At 68.7% G+C, this 16,180-nt stretch carries 13 protein-coding genes; 5 read left to right on the top strand and 8 right to left on the bottom strand.

All coding sequences use genetic code 11. From position 1 onward, the window contains the following. Window positions 1–209: 209 nt before the first annotated feature. Window positions 210–1,430, bottom strand: coding sequence for an acyl-CoA dehydrogenase family protein (locus ASD69_RS04785; RefSeq protein ID WP_343123757.1), 1,221 nt, complete (start codon window positions 1,428–1,430; stop codon window positions 210–212). 296 nt (window positions 1,431–1,726) lie between these two features. On the opposite strand from ASD69_RS04785, the gene ASD69_RS04780 reads away from it, so the two are divergent. From ASD69_RS04780 to ASD69_RS04765, 4 genes are all read left to right on the top strand, one after another. Beyond that, window positions 1,727–2,695, top strand: a complete 969-nt coding sequence (locus ASD69_RS04780; RefSeq protein ID WP_056174532.1) for a metalloregulator ArsR/SmtB family transcription factor — start codon at window positions 1,727–1,729, stop codon at window positions 2,693–2,695. Between the two features lie 2 nt (window positions 2,696–2,697). Further along, on the top strand, window positions 2,698–3,807 hold the full coding sequence (locus tag ASD69_RS04775) for a homocysteine S-methyltransferase family protein (protein ID WP_056174530.1): 1,110 nt from the start codon (window positions 2,698–2,700) through the stop codon (window positions 3,805–3,807). 136 nt (window positions 3,808–3,943) lie between these two features. After that, window positions 3,944–6,631 carry a methionine synthase gene (metH, locus tag ASD69_RS04770; RefSeq protein WP_056174529.1) on the top strand — a complete coding sequence of 896 codons (2,688 nt, stop codon included), beginning with the start codon at window positions 3,944–3,946 and terminating at the stop codon, window positions 6,629–6,631. Window positions 6,632–6,687: 56 nt separating this feature from the next. Then, window positions 6,688–7,395 carry a hypothetical protein gene (locus ASD69_RS04765; protein WP_056174527.1) on the top strand — a complete coding sequence of 236 codons (708 nt, stop codon included), beginning with the start codon at window positions 6,688–6,690 and terminating at the stop codon, window positions 7,393–7,395. 217 nt (window positions 7,396–7,612) lie between these two features. On the opposite strand, the gene ASD69_RS04760 is transcribed toward ASD69_RS04765, so the two are convergent. Next, on the bottom strand, window positions 7,613–8,434 hold the full coding sequence (locus ASD69_RS04760; RefSeq protein WP_162250613.1) for a right-handed parallel beta-helix repeat-containing protein: 822 nt from the start codon (window positions 8,432–8,434) through the stop codon (window positions 7,613–7,615). Between the two features lie 310 nt (window positions 8,435–8,744). On the opposite strand from ASD69_RS04760, the gene ASD69_RS04755 reads away from it, so the two are divergent. Continuing rightward, on the top strand, window positions 8,745–9,602 hold the full coding sequence (locus tag ASD69_RS04755; RefSeq protein WP_056174524.1) for an alpha/beta hydrolase: 858 nt from the start codon (window positions 8,745–8,747) through the stop codon (window positions 9,600–9,602). A gap of 18 nt (window positions 9,603–9,620) precedes the next feature. On the opposite strand, the gene ASD69_RS04750 is transcribed toward ASD69_RS04755, so the two are convergent. The 6 genes from ASD69_RS04750 to ASD69_RS04725 form a co-directional block, all read right to left on the bottom strand. After that, window positions 9,621–11,741, bottom strand: coding sequence for an acyltransferase family protein (locus ASD69_RS04750; protein ID WP_056174522.1), 2,121 nt, complete (start codon window positions 11,739–11,741; stop codon window positions 9,621–9,623). 61 nt (window positions 11,742–11,802) lie between these two features. Continuing rightward, window positions 11,803–12,504, bottom strand: coding sequence for a DUF2058 family protein (locus ASD69_RS04745; protein ID WP_056174520.1), 702 nt, complete (start codon window positions 12,502–12,504; stop codon window positions 11,803–11,805). Between the two features lie 82 nt (window positions 12,505–12,586). After that, the gene (locus ASD69_RS04740) at window positions 12,587–12,835 is read right to left on the bottom strand and encodes a SlyX family protein (protein WP_056174518.1); all 249 of its coding nucleotides are present in this window, start codon (window positions 12,833–12,835) and stop codon (window positions 12,587–12,589) included. Next, the gene (locus tag ASD69_RS04735) at window positions 12,832–14,178 is read right to left on the bottom strand and encodes a UDP-glucose/GDP-mannose dehydrogenase family protein (protein ID WP_056174516.1); all 1,347 of its coding nucleotides are present in this window, start codon (window positions 14,176–14,178) and stop codon (window positions 12,832–12,834) included. Before ASD69_RS04735 ends, ASD69_RS04740 begins: the two co-directional genes overlap by 4 nt. Window positions 14,179–14,256: 78 nt before the next feature. Continuing rightward, entirely contained in the window at window positions 14,257–15,090 is an 834-nt protein-coding gene (locus ASD69_RS04730; RefSeq protein WP_200943939.1) for an FKBP-type peptidyl-prolyl cis-trans isomerase, read from the bottom strand. Between the two features lie 119 nt (window positions 15,091–15,209). Next, complete coding sequence (locus ASD69_RS04725; RefSeq protein WP_056174514.1) at window positions 15,210–16,166, bottom strand: FKBP-type peptidyl-prolyl cis-trans isomerase; 957 nt, start codon at window positions 16,164–16,166, stop codon at window positions 15,210–15,212. Window positions 16,167–16,180 lie beyond the last annotated feature (14 nt).

Genomic DNA, 16,180 nt, shown 5'->3' with positions numbered 1-16,180 from the left:
AATGAGGCCCACGCTCGCGCATGGGCCGTGAAGAGATTCAGTTCGCTGGCGTGACGGCTTGATGCAGAACGACGCCTCCGCGGGCCGGGCGGCCCGCGTCGCGTTTGACGGTCTTTGATACCCGCAGACCGCGAGCGCGATCCCCGGGTGAGGCGGTGACTCGATACGAGCCGATGCGCTTCATATCGATGCGTTTCATGCCGTGGCGATCAGCGCAGACCGGTTTCGTTGCGGGCGATCACCAGGCGCTGGATCTCGCTGGTGCCCTCGTAGATCTCGGTGATCTTGGCGTCGCGGAAGTAGCGCTCCAGCGGCATTTCCTTGGAATAGCCCATGCCGCCGTGGATCTGCACGGCCTGGTGGGCGATCCACATCGCCGCCTCGGAGGCGGTCAGCTTGGCGATCGCGGCTTCGTTGCTGAAACGACCGCCGTTCTTCTCGGTCTGGCCCTTCTGCCAGGCCGCGCGCAAGGTCAGCAGCAAGGCCGCGTCCAGCTTGCACTTCATGTCGGCGATCTTGGCCTGGGTCATCTGGAAGGCGCCGATCGGCTGGCCGAAGGCCTTGCGCTCGCGCACGTAGGCCAGGGTGGCCTCGTAGGCGGCGCGGGCGATGCCGATGGCCTGGCTGGCGATGCCGATGCGGCCGGCGTCGAGCACGCCCATGGCGATCTTGAAGCCGTGGCCTTCGTCGCCGAGCACGTCCTCGGCACGGGCGACGTAGTCCTCGAACTCGATCTCGCAGGTGGCCGAGGCGCGGATGCCCAGCTTGGGCTCGGTCTTGCCGCGGTGGAAGCCCGCACGCGAGGTGTCGACCATGAAGGCGGTGATGCCGCGCGCGCCCTTGTCCGGGTCGGTCATGGCGAACAGGACGATGTACTTGGCGACCGGGCCGGAGGTGATCCAGCTCTTCTTGCCGTTGATCACGAAGCTGCCGTCGGCCTGCTTGACCGCCTTGCAGCGCATCGCGGTGGCGTCGGAGCCGGACTGCGGTTCGGTCAGGGCGAAGGCGCCGATCTCGCGGCCCTCGGCGATCGCGCGCACGTAGAGCTGCTTCTGCACCTCGGTGCCGAACTTGAGGATGCCGTTGCAGAACAGCGAGTTGTTCACCGACACGATGGTCGAGTGTGCGGCGTCGCCGGCCGCGATCTCGACCATGGCCAGCACGTAGCTGATCGGATCCATGCCCGCGCCGCCGTACTCGGCCGGCACTTCGATGCCCATCAGGCCGTTCTCGCCCAGGGTGCGGATGTTCTCGAGCGGGAATTCGCCGGTCCGGTCGTGGTGCTCGGCGCTGGGAGCAATCTTTTCCTGGGCGATACGGCGCGCCACGTCCTGGATCATCAACTGCTCTTCGGTAAAGCCAAAATCCACGTCGGCACCTCTGCTGGTTCTGGAGTGGCGGCGGCCTGAAACCGCCCCCGGGACAGGGATCCGCGCCGCGCAAACCGGCGCGCGGATCGAGCCGCGGCCATCGTTCCGCGGCCGCTATGCGAATTGTAGCCGCGCGCGCCGAATAACCCCACCTCCCACCCCAACGCCAGCTGCATCGCGCGCGGCGCAAGACTTGACCCTTTCGGGCGCGCGGAGGACACTTATCTCTGTATCGCGATAGGTTGATGGAAGCCAGGGCCGGCGATCGCGGATCCAGCCCGTGCCCGCTGCGGCACCGGCGCCGCCCTGTCCTCTCCGTCGCGACTCCCGAATCCCGCATATCTAAGGCTCAACCCATGGATCTCGAAGGCTGGTCGTCCCGACTCAAGGTGTTCGCAGACGCCACCCGCGTGCGCCTGCTGACCCTGCTGGAAGGCGAGGAGCTGACCGTGGCCGAGCTGTCGGCGATCACCCGCCTGGCCCAGCCGCGCGTGTCGACCCACCTGTCCAAGCTCAAGGAGGCCGGCCTGGTGCGCGACCGGCGCGCTGGCGTGTCGGCCTACTACCGCTTCGACGAAGCCGCCCTGGACCAGGCCCAACGCGCGCTCTGGCAGACCCTGAGCACCGGCAGCGACGATCCCCTGCTGCGCCAGGACGCCGAGCGCGTGGCCGGGGTGCTGTCGATGCGCGCGGCCGATCAGAACTGGGCCGACTCGGTCGCCGGCGACATGGAACGCCACTATTCCCCGGGCCGCACCTGGGAGGCGCTGGCGCGCTCGGCGGTGCCTCTGCTGCAGCCCGGCGACGTGCTCGACATCGCCTCCGGCGACGGCGTACTGGCCGAACTGCTGGCACCGCACGCCAACCGCTATCTGTGCCTGGACGCCAGCACCAAGGTGGTCGCCGCCGCGTCCGAGCGCCTGCGTCGGCTCGACAACGTCGAAGTGCGCGAAGGCGACATGCACGCGCTGCCCTTCCCCGACGCCAGCTTCGACCTGGTGGTGTTGATGCACGCGCTCACCTATGCCGAGCACCCGGCGCAGGCGGTGGCCGAGGCCGAGCGCGTGCTGCGCCCGGGCGGGCGCCTGCTGCTGACCAGCCTGGCCCGGCACGAGCACCGCGGCGTGGTCGCGGCCTACGGCCACGTCAACCTGGGCTTCTCGGAGAAGGACCTGCAGAAGTTCTCGACCAAGGCCGGCTTCGAGATCGTCAGCTGCGAAACCGTGACCCGCGAGCGCCGGCCGCCGCATTTCGAAGTCATCGCCCTGATCGCGCGCAAGCCCCCCGTCGAAACTCCGGCGCGCAAGCCGTCCAAGAAGGCCTGAACATGAAGACCCTGCCCTGGCTCAACCCGACCCGCGCGCACGCCCTGCAAGACGCGCTCGCCGCACGCATCCTGCTGATGGACGGCGCCATGGGCACCATGATCCAGCGCCACGAGCTGGACGAGGCCGCCTACCGCGGTGAACGCTTCGCCCAGGGCTACGACGGCCTGCGCGCGCCCGAGGCCGAGGCCGGCCATGCGCACGGCGAAGGCTGCGGCTGCGCGCGCGACCAGCGCGGCAACAACGACCTGCTCAGCCTGACCCGGCCCGAGGTGATCTCCGGCATCCACGCCGAGTACCTGGCCGCCGGCGCCGACCTGATCGAGACCAACACCTTCAACTCGACCACGATCTCGCTGGCCGACTACGGCCTGGAGCACCTGGCGTACGAGCTCAACGCCACCGGCGCGCGCCTGGCACGCGCGGCCTGCGACGCCGCCGAAGCGCTGGACCCGTCGCGCCCGCGCTTCGTGATCGGCGTGCTCGGCCCGACCAGCCGCACCGCCTCGCTGAGCCCGGACGTGAACCGCCCCGGCTACCGCGCGGTGACCTTCGACGAGCTGCGCATCGCCTACCGCGAGGCCACCGATGGCCTGATCGACGGCGGCGCCGACGTGATCATGGTCGAGACCATCTTCGACACCCTCAACGCCAAGGCGGCGGTGTTCGCGGTCGAGGAAGCCTTCGACGCGCGCGGCGCGCGCCTGCCGCTGATGATCTCCGGCACCATCACCGACGCCTCCGGCCGCACCCTCTCGGGCCAGACCGCGGAAGCGTTCTGGTACTCGTTGCGCCACGTCCAGCCGATGGCGATCGGTCTGAACTGCGCGCTCGGCGCCAAGGACCTGCGCGCCCACGTCGACGTGCTGGCCCAGGTCGCCGACGCCTATGTCAGCGCCCACCCCAACGCCGGCCTGCCCAACGCCTTCGGCGGCTACGACGAAACCCCCGAGGACATGGCGGCGGTGCTGTCCGAGTTCGCCGAAGCCGGCCTGCTGAACCTGGTCGGCGGCTGCTGCGGCAGTACCCCGGCGCATATCGCGGCGATCGCCGAAGCGGTGAAGGGCACGCCGCCGCGACGCCTGCCGGAACTGGTCAGCGCGGCGGCGTGAATCGGTAACGAGTAATAAGTCAGTAACGAGTAAAGAGAGAAACCAGCAACGAGCCGACGCACCCCAACTCGTTACTAGATTCTCGTTGCTACTCCTCAGCTTCCAGCCTCAAGAGCATTTTCGAATCCCACACCCGATGACCACCGCACTCCCCCGCCAGACCCGCCTCAGCGGCCTCGAGCCGCTGCAGATCACGCCCGAAAGCAACTTCATCAACGTCGGCGAACGCACCAACGTGACCGGCAGCGCGCAGTTCAAGAAGCTGATCATGGAAGGCCGCCTGGACGAAGCGGTCGTGGTCGCGCGCCAGCAGGTCGAGAACGGCGCCCAGGTCATCGACGTCAACATGGACGAGGGCCTGCTCGATTCCGAGAAGGCGATGGTCGAATACCTCAACCTGATCGCGGCCGAGCCGGACATCGCGCGCGTGCCGGTGATGGTGGACAGCTCCAAGTGGAGCGTGATCGAGGCCGGCCTGAAGTGCCTGCAGGGCAAGGGCATCGTCAACTCGATCTCGATGAAGGAAGGCGAAGCCGAGTTCCTGCGCCAGGCGCGCCTGGTGCGCCGCTACGGCGCGGCGGTGGTGGTGATGGCCTTCGACGAGGTCGGCCAGGCCGACACCATCGATCGCAAGGTCGACATCTGTTCGCGCGCCTACAAGCTGCTGACCGAGGAAATCGGGTTCCCGCCCGAGGACATCATCTTCGATCCCAACGTGTTCGCGATCGCCACCGGCATCGAGGAGCACAACAACTACGCGGTCGACTTCATCGAGGCCACCCGCGAGCTCAAGCGCCGCTTCCCCTACAGCCACATCTCCGGCGGCGTCTCCAACGTCTCGTTCTCGTTCCGCGGCAACGAGGTGGTGCGCCAGGCCATCCACGTGGTGTTCCTGTACCACGCGATCCGCGCCGGCATGGACATGGGCATCGTCAACGCCGGCGCCCTGCCGCTGTACGACGATCTCGATACCGACCTGCGCGAGCGGGTCGAGGACGTGGTGCTGAACCGGCGCGCCGACGGCACCGAGCGCCTGCTCGAGATCGCCGATCGCTACAAGGGCAAGAAGGGCGAGAAGCGGGTCGAGGACCTGGCCTGGCGCGAACGCCCGGTGCGCGACCGCCTCAGCCATTCGCTGGTGCACGGCATCGACCAGTGGATCGAAGAGGACACCGAAGCCGCGCGCGCCGAATCCACGCGCCCGCTGGACGTGATCGAAGGCCCGCTGATGGCCGGCATGAACGTGGTCGGCGACCTGTTCGGCGCCGGCAAGATGTTCCTGCCGCAGGTGGTGAAGTCGGCGCGGGTGATGAAGAAAGCGGTGGCCTACCTGCTGCCCTACATCGAGGCCGAGAAGCTGCGCACCGGCGAAGTCGGCAAGTCCAACGGCAAGATCGTGATGGCCACGGTCAAGGGCGACGTGCACGACATCGGCAAGAACATCGTCGGCGTGGTCCTGGCCTGCAACAACTTCGACGTGGTCGACCTGGGCGTGATGGTGCCGGCGCAGACCATCCTGGACCGGGCCAAGGCCGAGAACGCCGACCTGATCGGCCTGTCCGGCCTGATCACGCCCTCGCTGGAGGAAATGAGCCACGTCGCACGCGAGATGCAGCGCCAGGGCTTCACCATGCCGCTGCTGATCGGCGGCGCCACCACTTCGCGCGCGCACACCGCGCTCAAGATCGATCCGCACTACAAGTCGCCGACGATCTGGGTCAAGGACGCCTCGCGCGCGGTCGGCGTGGCCCAGTCGCTGATCTCGATCGAGCTGCGCGAACCGTTCGTGGCCGCCAACGCCTCCGACTACGCCGAGATCCGCCAGCGTCACAAGAACCGCGGCGACGGCAAGCGCCTGGTGCCGCTGGAGAAGGCGCGCGGCCAGCGCTACGACGGCGGCTGGGCCGATTACGCGCCGCCGGCGCCGCGCCAGCCCGGCCTGCACGTGTTCGACGACTATCCGCTGGCCGAGCTGGTCGACTACATCGACTGGACGCCGTTCTTCAACACCTGGGAACTGGCCGGCCGTTACCCCGCCATCCTCACCGACGAGGTCGTCGGCGCCCAGGCCAGCGAGCTCTACCGCGACGCGCGCGCGATGCTCAAGCGCATCGTCGAAGAGAAGTGGATCGGCGCAAAGGCCGTGTTCGGGCTGTGGCCGGCCAACAGCGTCGGCGACGACGTGGTGCTGGGCGACGAGGCCGGCACGGTGCTGCACTTCCTGCGTCAGCAGGCCGACAAGCCGGTCGACCGCCCCGACTTCTGCCTGGCCGATTTCATCGCGCCCAAGGACTCCGGCCGCCAGGACTGGATCGGCGGCTTCGCCGTGACCGCCGGCCTGGGCATCGAGCCGCACGTGGCGCGCTTCGAGGCCGACCACGACGACTACAACGCGATCATGCTCAAGGCCCTGGCCGACCGCTTCGCCGAGGCCCTGGCCGAGCGCCTGCACGAGCGCGTGCGCAAGGAGTTCTGGGGCTACGCCGACGACGAAACCCTGAGCAACGACGCCCTGATCGACGAAGGCTATCGCGGCATCCGCCCGGCCCCGGGCTACCCCGCCTGCCCCGAGCACAGCGAGAAGGCCACCCTGTTCCGCCTGCTCGACGCCGAGAACAAGGCCGGCCTGCAGCTGACCGAGAGCTACGCCATGTACCCGGCCGCGGCGGTCTCGGGCTACTACTTCAGCCATCCGGGCAGCCAGTACTTCGTGGTCGGCCGGGTCAACAAGGAACAGGTCGAGGACTACGCGCGCCGCAAGGGCGTGAGCGTGATCCAGGCCGAGCGCTGGCTGGCCTCGAATCTGGATTACGATCCGGAGTGACACCGCGCGGGGCGCTCGTCGACCGCCCCGCCCGCCGCCCTTGCCGAGCACGACCGATGAGCGAAACGCTGCCGCCCCACCACGATGCCGACGCCGACGACGACAACCTCGGCAACGCGGCCTTCATCGAGAAATACGCCGGCCCCGGCCGGATCGGCCTGTGCGGCGGCCGCGACTTCATCAACAAGCTGATCCGCAAGGCGCAGGCGCCGCTGACCCACGACGGTCACCGCAGCCTGTGGTCGCACGCCTTCGTCTTCAGCGAGCGCCGCGTCGACGGCCAGTGGTGGGTGATCGAGTCCGACCTGGACCTGCGCTACCGCCAGATCCGTCTGGGCGTGCAGGAGAACCGGGTCGAGCGCTATTACGACGCCGAGGCCTTCCCGAACATCGCCATCCTCGACTTCGGCCTGGACGAGACGCAGATCCGCCAGATCCAGATCGCCGGCCTGGACCTGCTGTCGGGCCTGTCCAGTTATTCGATCAGCGAGCTGGTCGGCACCCTGATGGCCATGCACAGCCGGCGCCTGCGCCGGCGCAGCAACCTGCTGGCCAAGGAAGGCGCGCTGTACTGCTCGGCGCTGGTCCAGCACTGCTACGCCGCGGCCGGCATCGAATTTCTGCCCGGCGTGCCCGGCAAGAACATCGCCCCGCACGACATCGACGAATCGCCGCTGCCGCACCGCACCCACCGCATCCTGCGCGACCTGGGCGTGTCTACGGTGCGCGAGCTTAGCCATGAGGCCTTGTCGCGCTTCAGCTGAGCGACGTCGCCCGAACACCGCGGTCTGGTAGCGGCCCTGCCGCCGCCCCGACCGCCACAGGCGAGCTGCCGTGATTCCCGCGAAGGCGGGGATCCAGGGGCCTCGCCAGGCTTGACTTTGCAGTCACTGGACCCCCGCCTTCGCGGCAAGCACGGCCTACCCGTGCAAGCCGGCCGCGGATCGCCGTTACGCGCGCGATCCGCGGCCCGCGCCTACCTCAGTGCGGCTCGATCCAGGGCTGCACCACGTTAAAGCGCGACACCCCGCAGATCTCGAAACCGCCGCCCATGGCGTTGACCACGATGTTCTCCACGCAGGTGTGGTCGTTGGTGTCGCTGCTGACCGCCGAACGCCCGCGCACGGTTTGCAGGGCGATGGTGTTGTGCACCAGGCGGGTGCGCGGCGATTCCTGCATCGAGATCACACCGTCGGCCTCGGCCAGGAAATCCAGCATCTGGTTGCCGGTGAGCTGCGACTCGGGCGAACGCATCATCAGGATGCCGCGGTTACCGCGGTAGCCCACGACCACGTTGTTGATCAGCTGCGACTTGGGCAGATCCCACACTTCGATCGCGGGCGTCCAGGCCGGAACCTCGTGGCCTTGGCGCTCGTAGCCCACGACCCGGTTGCCGGTCAGGCGCGAGCCCTGCGGATCGCGGCTGCCAGAGACGAAAATCGGCTGCCCGGCGTTGCTCACGGTGTTGTTGATGAGCTGGCCGTTGCGCTCGATCAGCATTTCGATGCCCACCGGATAGCCGTCGACGCGGCAATTGCGCACGGTCACGTTGTCGTGGCGCCGTACTTCGATGCCGATGTGCCCATTTTGCTGATCGCCGCGCGAAATCGTGCGGGTCTTGCAGTCGAGCTCCACATCGGAGGCGTCGATGGTCAGCGGGTGATCGCGATTGGCGTTGAGGCAGTACTTGCCCGGCGCGTCGATGACGTAAACATCGGCGGCCAGCACGGTGTCGCAGGCCAGCACGGAGGTGGAACACAACAGGCCGGATAAAGCCAGGCCCAGAGTCGGTACGACGCGCATGAAATCCCTCTCGATCGATGTCGCGCCGGTCGGCGCGGGGCCGCTCATCGGCCCTGGATCATCCTAGGCGGCCGCTGTCGCATAGCCCGCGACTTGCGGTCACGGCTGCGCCCAGGCGTGCGCGTCTTGCGACAGTCCGTTCGCGGCGTCGCGCCACGGCGCGACGCTCGATCGTCGCCGTTGCCGCGAATGCGGTTCGTGGTTGAAGGTCGGCAAAACTTCCGTCCCTCCAGCGCCGCGTCCTCAGCGGATGCCCCGAGACCGTACTCAATGGTATGGTTGATCCTCCGCCGTCTCGCCCCGCCCCGCCATGTCCGATCTGCTGCTGTTCTCGCACGCCAACGGCTTTCCGGCGCCGGTCTACGGACTGATGCTGGACGCGCTGGCGGCCGACTACCGGATCGAGCGGCCGGAACGCATCGGCCACGACCCACGCTATCCGGTCACGCCGGACTGGCCGCACCTGGTCGAGGAACTGGTCGCGCGCGTGCACGCCGCCGCCGGCGACGCGCGCCGCATCTGGCTGGTCGGCCACTCGCTGGGCGGCTACCTCAGCCTGCTCGCCGCGCACCGCCTGGCCGACGCGCCGCTGGGCGCGCGCGTGGCCGGCGTGGTGATGCTGGATTCGCCGTTGATCGCGGGCTGGCGCGCGCACTTGGTCGCGATCGGCCGCCGCACCGGCCTGGACAATCTGCTGATGCCGATGCGCGCGACCCTGCAGCGACGCAAGCATTGGCCCGACCGTGAGGCGGTGCTCGCGCATTTCCAGGCCAAGCCCGCGTTCGCACGCTGGCACCCGCGCGTGCTGCGGGACTATGTCGAACACGGCACCCGCGTCGCCGACGACGGCGGCCGCGAACTGGCGTTCGTGCGCGAGACCGAATACGCGATCTACCGCAGCCTGCCGACCACCGCGCTGAGCGACCTGGCCACGCGGCTGCGCGTGCCGGTGGCCTTCCTGGCCGGCACGCGTTCGCGCGAACTGCGCCATGCCGGCAGCGCGGCCACGCGCCGTCTGGTCGACGGGCGTTGGGCCTGGATCGAAGGCAGCCATCTGTTTCCGATGGAGCGGCCGCTGGACACCGCACAGGCGATCGCGGCGATGATCGCGCGCATGCGCCCTGCCGCCGCCGCCAACGGCGCGACGCAGGCGATGCAAGCCGCCTGAACCGGCGCGCCCTGAACCTTACTGCGCGGGCGCGACCACAACCGGAGCCGACGCGCCCGTCTTCAACCCCTCCAGGTGCGCGGCGAAGCCCGGCAACAGCACGCGATTGCCGTAGCCGCTGAGGTGGTCGCCGTCGAAGTACAGCGGGCGGCCATCGCGCAGCGCCGCGCAGGTCGGGCCGGGGCATAGCAGCGGGAATGGGTCCCAGACGCTGGCGCCCGGCACCTGCGCGGCGATCTGCTGCAAGGCCGTCACCGCCGGCGCCCGGTAACGCTGCAGGAAATCGCGCTCCACGGTCAGTCCGCGCGCGCAGATCGGATTGTCGCGATTGAACCAATCCGAACAGCGGTAGGGCGGCGCGCGCAGCAAGGGCTTGGGCGCCTCGAACACGATGCGCACGCCGCGCTGCGCCAGCGGGCGCAGGCGCTCGATCGCACCGGCCACGCCCTGGCGCCGCGAAGCGTCGGCATCGGCGCTGAACATCGCGCTCACCGCCGCCTGTTCGTCGAACAGCATCCATTGCTCGGACAGCCGCGGCAGGCGCAGCGCCGGCAGGAACAGCACGTCGCCGCTGCGCGCCTGGCGCGTCACGTCGGCAAGCACCGCATCGACATAGCCACGGCATTGCGGGTTGTCGAACTCGCGGCGATCGACCAGACCGGCCACGCCGCAACCGCCGGCGAAGTACAGCCGCACCGTGCGGCCGCTGGCCAGCACCGAGCGTTGCAGCAGTTCCGAATAGGCGCCGGCATGCGAATCGCCGGCCACGAACACGCGCCGCGCGTCCACCGGCGCCGACGCGCAGCCGCTGCGCTCGTAGACCCAGGCCGCGCCGCCCTCGATCTGTTCGGTGCGCGATACCAGCTTGCAGCCCGGATACGCCGGATCGGTTTCCGGCCCGTACGGATACCAGTCGCCGGCGTTGCGGCTGACCACGCTCAGCGAGTAATCCTGCGCATGCCGCGCGATATGCCGGTAGATCGCGCTGGAGGCGAACACCACCAGCACCGCCGCGGTCACGAAGCCCCAGTTGCGCATACGCACCAGCGGCGCGGCATGCCGCAGCGGGCGTTCGACCCACAGATAGGACGCCGTCGCGAGCGCGAACGTGAGGCCCAGCGCGAGCGCGCGCGTGCCGGTCGACTCCAGTCCCAGGGTCCAGCGGAACAGCACGAACACCGGCCAATGCCACAGGTACAGCGAATACGAGATGCGTCCGATGCCGACCGCCGGCGCGGTCGACAGCACGCGTCCGACCCAGCCGCCCGCGCCGCCGGCGTACAGCAGCCCCAGCAGCAACAGCGTGCCCAGCACCGGCCACACGCCGTCGGGCCAAGGCGAATGGCCGGGCCGCGCGTACACGAAACCGGCCGCGATCAGCAGCACCGCCAGCGCCAGTCCGGCCGAACGCAGCCAGGCCCCGACGCGCGCACCGCCCTCGCCCGTGCGCGCCGACACGCCCGCCAGGCTCAGCGCCTGGTACAGCAGCACGCCCGCGCCCAGCTGCCAGAAGCGGCTGGTGCTGAGATAGAAGGCCTCGACCGCGCGGTCGCCGGCCCCTGCCAGCAAACGCGCGTACCACAGCGACACCAGCGCGCCTACCGCAAACAGCCCCAGCGAGATCCAGCGCTTGCGCGCACCGTAGCTCCAAGCCAGGAACAGCAGCGGGAACACCACATAGAACTGTTCCTCCACGCCCAGCGACCAGGTGTGGGTGTAGGGATTGAACTCGACCTTGGGCGAGAAATAGTCGTTGCCGGTCGCGGCCAGGACGAAGTTGCTGAGCCCGAAGAAGGCCATGCGCCCGGTATTGCGGCTAGTCTCGCTGAGCCAGGCCTCGGGAATGAACAAGGCGCTGGCGACCACGGTCGCGAGCAGGCAGACGATCAGCGCCGGCGCGATCCGGCGCAGGCGGCGCGCGTAGAAGCGCAGCAGCGATTCGAAGAAGCCGGCGCGCGGAAAACGCGCGACCGAAGCGCTGACCACGAAGCCGGAAATGACGAAGAAGATATCGACGCCGGTGAAACCGCCCGGCAGCCACGCCGCATTGAGATGGTAGGCGACCACCGCGAGCACGGCGACGGCGCGCAGGCCGTCGATATACGGAAGATAGTCTGACTGACGCTCGTCTACGCGCATCGGTATCCATTCGCGGACGCGCCGCGTGCGCCGCGGCGCGGGTGATCGGAACGGCGCGACCTTACCAGACCAGGTCGTCGGGCACCTGGTATTGCGGATCGGCGTAGGGGTCGTCCTGGGCGGGCGCGTTCGGATCGACCTTGAGCGCGACCGCCGGCGCGAACACCGCCTCGGCCTGGGCCAGCATCTGCGCGCTCACCAGCACGTAGCGGCCGTCCATCTGCAGCACGCCCAACTCGCCGGCGTTGAGCGCCTTGAGCTGATCGGGGGTGACGTAGATGCGCTTGATCTTGCCGCCGTACGGGAAGTGGCGCGCGATCTCGGCGTCGGGCACGTTGAGCGCCTGATCCTTGACCAGTTCGGCCAGGCGCGCGCGCGCCTCGCGGCGCTGGCGCGCCTCTTCCTGCTTGGCCTGTTCGGCGGCGATGCGCTCGTCCTTCTCGCGCTGGGCGCGGATCGCGTAGGCCTTGGCCAGGTCGATGTCCTCGCGCGAGCGCGGCTTGCCCTGCCCCGGCTGGCCCGGCTTTCCGGCCGGCCTTCCAGCCGGCTTGCCGCCCGGGCCGCGACGCTGTTCGTTGCGGTGCTGACCCGGCTGTGCGGGCTTGGCGCCCGGACCGCGCGCATCGGCGCGCGCGCCCGACGCGGGCTTGCCGTCGCGACGACCGTTGCCGCGCTTGGGATCGTTGCCGCGTTCGGGCCGCTCGGGCTTGGGCGCGGGCTTGAAGCCCAGGCCTAACAATTGGTCGCGCAGTGTGTCGCTCATCGGCTTGGATCTTCGGCTGGGGGACGTGCGTGGATAAGGGATCTAACGAGTTCGGGCGCTGTCGGTGAACGCGCCGCGGCGATCAGTAATGCGGCGGCGGCGGCTCGCTGGCGGCGTCGTTGCCGAGCGGACCGCCGCTGGACATGGCCATGCGCAGCTGGCGCAGTTCCTCCAGGGCGCGGTGCAGCAGCAGCGTGGTGCGCGTTTCCTCGTCGCGCGAGGTGGCGAGCGCGTCGCTGAGTTCGAGCAGGGCATGCTCCTGGAACGCGAGCCGCGTCTCCAGGTCGATCAGGCGCCGCTCGACCTCGGCGCTGGCGGTGTCGGCGCTCACGGCGTGTCCAGCCGGATCGAGCGGCCGCGGCCGATGCCGTAATAGGCCAGGCCCGCCGACTCGACCTCATCGGGATGGTAGAGGTTGCGCCCGTCGAAGATCACCGCGTCGGCCAGCGCGTTGCGCACGCGCGCGAAATCGGGGCTGCGGAACTGCTTCCACTCGGTGACCACGACCAAGGCGTCGGCGTCGGCCAGGGCCGCGCGCGAGGAATCGCACAGGACCAGATCGTCGCGCTCGCCGAAGACGCGCTGGGCTTCCTCGGTCGCCTCGGGATCGTAGGCGCGCACCTTGGCGCCGGCCTCCCACAACTGCGCCAACAGGCGCCGGCTCGAGGCCTCGCGCATGTCGTCGGTGTTGGGCTTGAAGGCCAGGCCCCAGACCGCGAAGGTCTTGCCTTTGATGGCGCCGCCGTAATGGCGCTGGATCAGCTCGAACAGGTGGCCCTTCTGGCTGTCGTTGACCGCCTCCACCGCATCCAGCAGACGCGCGCTGTAACCGCTGTGCTGGGCGGTACGCGCCAGCGCCTGCACGTCCTTGGGGAAGCAGGAGCCGCCGTAGCCGGCGCCCGGGTAAATGAAATGCCAGCCGATGCGCGGATCCGAGCCGATGCCCTGGCGCACCATCTCGATATCGGCGCCGACTTTCTCGGCGATGTTGGCGATCTCGTTCATGAAGCTGATCTTGGTCGCCAGCATCGCGTTGGCGGCGTACTTGGTCAGCTCGGCCGAACGCACGTCCATCACCACGATGCGCTCGTGATTGCGGTTGAACGGCGCGTACAGGCGCTTGAGTTTCTCCACCGCGGCCGGATTGGACGAACCCACCACGATGCGGTCCGGACGCATGCAGTCGTTGACCGCATCGCCCTCTTTCAGGAATTCGGGATTGGAGGCGACGTCGAATCCGACCTCGACCCCGCGCTGGGCGAGCTCGGCGGCGATCGCGGCCTGGACCTTGTCGGCAGTGCCGACCGGCACGGTCGATTTGTTGACCACCACCACCGCGCGTTCGATATGCCGGCCGATGGTGCGGGCCACCGCCAGCACGTACTGCAGGTCGGCGCTGCCGTCCTCGTCGGGCGGCGTGCCGACCGCGATGAAGATCATGTCGCCGTGCGCGATCGCGGCGGCGGCATCGGTGGTGAAGTGCAGACGGCCGGCGGCGTGATTGGCCTTGACCATCGGCTCCAGGCCGGGCTCGTAGATCGGAATCACGCCCTGGTTCAGGCCTTCGACCTTGGCCGCGTCGATGTCGACGCAGACCACGTCATGGCCGACGTCGGCCAGACAGGTACCGGTGACCAAGCCCACGTAACCGGTGCCGAAAATCGTAACGCGCATATCGGGCTCTCTTGTTGCGTTGCGTTCGTGCCCGGCGAACTCCGCCGCCGGGCACGCGTGCGCGCGAGGCGCGGCGGCTTACTTGCCGGGCTTGGGACCGCCGGCGCCGAGCACGTCGAGCAGCTCGACCTCGAACACCAGCACCGAGTTCGGCGGAATCGGACCGCCCGGGGTGCCCTTCTCGCCGTAGCCGAGCTTGCTCGGGATCCACAGCTTGTACTTGCTGCCGACCGGCATCAGCGCGATGCCTTCCTGCCAGCCCGGCACCACCTGCTGCAGCGGGAACTCGACCGGCTGGTTGCGCTCGTAGGAGCTGTCGAACTCCTTGCCGTCCAGCAAGGTGCCCTTGTAGTGCACGCGCACCATGTCGGTGGGCTTGGGCTTGGCGCCCTTGCCTTCGGTCAGCACCTGGTACTGCAGGCCCGAGGCGGTGGTCACCACGCCCGGCTTCTTGCCGTTGGTGGCCAGGAAGGCCTCGCCGTCGGTGAGGTTCTTCTTGGCCTCGGCCATCATCTTGGCGATCTGCTTGGCCTGGATCTTCTGGGCGAAGCTGTCGCGCACTTCGGCGGCCTGCTTTTCGTCCATCAGCGGCTTTTCGCCGGCCAGGGCGGTCTTCATGGCCTTGTTGATGGTGTCCAGGTCGATCTCGTCCTTGGCCATCTCCAGCGACTTGGCGATGTCCAGGCCGATCATGTAGCTGACCTGCTCCTTCTCGGTGGCCAGGCCGGGGATGGCCTTGACCTCGCCCTTGCCGTCGGCCTTTGCGGTTTCGGTTTTGGCCGCGTCGGCTGCTTTTTCGCCGGGCTTCTTGTCGCAGCCGGCGGCGAACAGAACCAACGAACCCACGGCGAGCGCGAGGGCGGTGTGGCGCAGGAAGGGCTTCATCAAACGGAACTCCTGGTGGGTGGGCATGCCTGCTCGGTCATGCCGTCTTGCAATCGGGGGAGCCGCCAAGTTGCCAGCGGCCGGCTGAACGTATCGCTTATCGCATGCCGCGCGTGTCCGACGCCGTGACGCCGGACACCTAGTCCTTACAGGATCTCGACCAGCTCGACGTCGAAGGTCAAGGTCGCGTTCGGCCCGATGCTCGGCGGCGCGCCCTTGGGACCGTAGGCCAGTTCAGCCGGGATCCAGAAGCGGAACTTCGCGCCCACGTTCATCATCGCCACGCCTTCGGACCAGCCCTGGATCACTTGGTTCAAACCGAAGTCGGCCGGCTGGCCGCGGTCGTAGGAGCTGTCGAACACGGTGCCGTCCAGCAGCGAGCCCTTGTAGTTGACGCGCACGCGATCGCTGGGCTTGGGACGCGCGCCGGAACCGGCGCGCAGCACCATGTACTGCAGGCCCGACGGGGTGGTGAACACGCCCTTGACCGCCTTGTTCTTGGCCAGGAAGTCGGCGCCGGCGACGCGGTTCTTCTCGCCCGCGGCGGCAGCATCGGCTTCCATCTTCTTGCGCATGCGCTCGCTGAAAGCGGTCAGCACGGCCTTTTCCTGGGTCTCGTCGAGCAGCGGCTTGGCGTCGCCCAGCACGGTGCGCACCGCCTGCATCAGCAGCGGCACTTCGATTTCGGCTTTGATCGGCGCCAGCGAGGGGCCGACCATGTAGCCGCCGACCAGCTGGCTGACCTTTTCCTTGGCCACGGCCGGCGGAGCCGGCGGCGGCGTGCCCGGGGCGCTGCCCGGCGCGGGCTTGCCGTCGCGTGCGGCCACGCGCGCGCGCAGGGCCTGATCGGTGGCGCGCGCCTCGTCCTCGCTGATCAACGGCTTGCCGCCGTCGAAGCTGTTGCGCACCGCCTTCTCGAACGCGGCCATATCCAGGTCGGGACCCACCGGCTTGATCGACTTGCCTACGTCCAGGCCGATCGCATAGCTGATCTTTTCGCGTTCGGTGGTCAGCACGGTCTTGTCCTGGGCAATGGCCGCCGCGCTGCTCAGCGCGACCGCAGTGGTGATCAGCGCGGCGGCGCCGCGCACAAAAGCCTTCATCGGGTCCCTACTCC

It is taken from the genome of Lysobacter sp. Root604, from assembly GCF_001427505.1.
In the GTDB taxonomy this organism is placed as follows: Bacteria; Pseudomonadota; Gammaproteobacteria; order Xanthomonadales; family Xanthomonadaceae; genus Lysobacter.
The sequence above is the reverse complement of the archived record's forward strand: the minus strand, read 5'-3'. Positions and strand labels throughout refer to the sequence as shown.

Excerpts from the sequence above, each read along its gene's own strand:
- ASD69_RS04760 (WP_162250613.1), bottom strand. The coding sequence starts at position 8,434 with ATGCGCGTCGTACCGACTCTGGGCCTGGCTTTATCCGGCCTGTTGTGT.
- ASD69_RS04745 (WP_056174520.1), bottom strand. The coding sequence starts at position 12,504 with ATGAGCGACACACTGCGCGACCAATTGTTAGGCCTGGGCTTCAAGCCC.
- ASD69_RS04735 (WP_056174516.1), bottom strand. The coding sequence starts at position 14,178 with ATGCGCGTTACGATTTTCGGCACCGGTTACGTGGGCTTGGTCACCGGT.
- ASD69_RS04750 (WP_056174522.1), bottom strand. The coding sequence starts at position 11,741 with ATGCGCGTAGACGAGCGTCAGTCAGACTATCTTCCGTATATCGACGGC.
- ASD69_RS04730 (WP_200943939.1), bottom strand. The coding sequence starts at position 15,090 with ATGCCCACCCACCAGGAGTTCCGTTTGATGAAGCCCTTCCTGCGCCAC.
- ASD69_RS04725 (WP_056174514.1), bottom strand. The coding sequence starts at position 16,166 with ATGAAGGCTTTTGTGCGCGGCGCCGCCGCGCTGATCACCACTGCGGTC.
- ASD69_RS04765 (WP_056174527.1), top strand. The coding sequence starts at position 6,688 with ATGAGCGAAACGCTGCCGCCCCACCACGATGCCGACGCCGACGACGAC.
- ASD69_RS04755 (WP_056174524.1), top strand. The coding sequence starts at position 8,745 with ATGTCCGATCTGCTGCTGTTCTCGCACGCCAACGGCTTTCCGGCGCCG.
- ASD69_RS04775 (WP_056174530.1), top strand. The coding sequence starts at position 2,698 with ATGAAGACCCTGCCCTGGCTCAACCCGACCCGCGCGCACGCCCTGCAA.
- metH (WP_056174529.1), top strand. The coding sequence starts at position 3,944 with ATGACCACCGCACTCCCCCGCCAGACCCGCCTCAGCGGCCTCGAGCCG.
- ASD69_RS04780 (WP_056174532.1), top strand. The coding sequence starts at position 1,727 with ATGGATCTCGAAGGCTGGTCGTCCCGACTCAAGGTGTTCGCAGACGCC.